Genomic DNA, 2351 nt, shown 5'->3' with positions numbered 1-2351 from the left:
CGGCTGGCTTGGGGTTGGTTGGAGCCTCAAGGGGGTTCCGGAGATCAACCGCGTCTCCAAGGGTAAGGGTACGCCCTGGTTCGACGGGGACTTGTTCGCACCTGACAAGACGGTCAGCACTCTTGCCGTGTCGACTGACGTCTTCATGTTGGGCGACGACGAACTGACGCCGTGCAATGAGGGCGGTACCAATAAAGCTTGGCCGACGACGGACAGCGCGAGCTGCTCCAAGGACGGCTTGGGCTGGGTGAACAAGATCGACGATCACCGTCAGATCAGATATGAGCTCGACAAGAATGACTGGGTGGTGCGCGATCCCGACGGCACGACCTATGTGTTCCAGAGCGTGGGGCGCATCCAGAACAAGACGCTGCCGGCTACGACGGACACGAGCTATGAGCTTCAACGCAAGCTCTACTTCAATGCGCGCTGGCTGCTGACCAAGGTCTATGACACCCACGTGGACGCCACTGGCGCACCGGCAAATGTTGTGAGCTACAGCTATTCCTGCGAGGACTACCTTGCCTGTCGGGTGACGAAGATCAGCTGGAAGAGTGCAGGTGAGAGGGAGGCCGGGCACATCGAATTCGTGTGGGAGGATCGCCCTGATCCCTTCTCGGACGCGACGGGTCTGACGCTGGCCGACTATCGCTTCCGCTTGGGGGCGGTGGAGGTGACTTCTGGCGTTGACGAGAAGTTCAACCCGTTGGTGGCCAAGGTCTATCGCCTCGGCTACGAGATTGGCGCCGAGACGGGCCGTTCGCGGCTTCTCACGGTCACGCCCTATGGTTCGGATGCCACTGCGGACCAGGTGGTGGACACCAGCGTGTCCCCGGCAAAGCGCTCGGTCAGCCCGGCGAACGGAACGGCGCTGAAGCCATATACCTTCGACTATCAGGAGGGGAATGAGGGGTATAAGTTCGTCAAGAGTTCAACGCAGGGACTGGTATCACGACCGGAAAGCGACAAGAAGGCTTATTTCTACGGGGATATCGACGGAGACTATAAGACGGATTTCGCTGAGGTCGAGACTTATAACGGGACGATCATTGTTCCGACATGTTCCAATAGCGCTGGCGATACCCGATATAATTGCCCTGAGCCTGCTCATCTTTATCGTGGATGGACTGAATTTTCTTCAAATACGTTTAAGAGGGAAGAAAGAGACGGATTTGGCGATTTTGCCTTCTATACTACGCCTGATTACTGGACTGACCCAAGAAAAATAATATCTTCTTACAATCAAATTTCAGACATAAACCAGAATGGATCTGCGGATATATTTTCGAGCAAATCCACTGATAGCTCAAAATCTTGGTCCAAAAATACTAAAATCATCGATCTTGCTAACCCAAAGGCAGACTCTTCCCTAATTTCCTGCTCAGGATCCACTGGATCGTCTGATGGCGATACCTGCGACTATATACTTGGTGATTTTACCGGAGACGGTATCATCGACCAGGTCAGTGATCATCAAAACAAGCTTTATTATGGAGAGTTGACGGACGCTGGTGCGCTGAATTTTTCTAAGTCAACGCCCGTATCCATCGGGATTTTACATGATTTAAGTCTTTATAATACTGTTTTTGATCCAAACGGCGACGGTTCAGATGACATTTTGAATCATACTCAAATTGATTATCATCATGCCTCTCCTGAAATGAACCTGTACCTGTTCAACAGATCAACAAATATATTTGAAAAACATTCCCTACAAGCCCGCAAAGACGATTTTGCGAAGCGAACGACGTTGATTGGAGATTACAATGGCGACGGCAAGTCTGACATCTTACGACAAGATGTTGCAGACAATGAAACTGGCGGTTATTCGCAAGTCTTCGTGTCCAACGGCTCCGGCGATACGAACTCGGCCGGCCAGGGATTTGCCAATCTGAACTACAGCTATCCGTCGAATTACAAACTGGTTTCCTATGAACCGATCGTTGCCGATTTCAACAATGACGGACGCACCGATCGTGCGCTGATGATGAATGTTCCGACCGAGCTGGATGCGAGTAAATCGGAGCTTGCGATTGTTGTCTTCTACTCTCGCGGCGACCGCTTCGTCCGCGGGCCCGTCATTCGCCTAGCCGACGATGAACAAACGTATAGGCGTGCACAGGTCGGTGACTATAATGGCGACGGTCAGCCGGATCTGTATTCGTACTCCGGTGTCTACGTTCGCCAGGGGGGCGTCCCCGATCTTCTGACCTCTGTTACGACTCCTCTCGGCGGATCGATGACGATTGCCTATGCGCCATCGTCGGATCCTGCGGTGACGTCGTCGACGCCGGCGGACATGCCCTTCGTGACGCAAGTGGTCCGTTCGATCACGACGGACTCGGCGCCCA

At 53.1% G+C, this 2351-nt stretch carries 1 protein-coding gene; it reads left to right on the top strand.

The genetic code is table 11. The features are described from left to right. Positions 1 to 2351, top strand: a 2351-nt coding sequence (locus L2I41_RS21415; protein WP_237155658.1) for a hypothetical protein, incomplete at both ends; no start/stop codon positions are given.

Origin of the sequence: Oryzibacter oryziterrae (assembly GCF_021864535.1) — a bacterium.
GTDB classification, from domain to species: domain Bacteria; phylum Pseudomonadota; class Alphaproteobacteria; order Rhizobiales; family Pleomorphomonadaceae; genus Pleomorphomonas; species Pleomorphomonas oryziterrae.
This window is presented reverse-complemented; position numbering and strand designations above follow the sequence as displayed.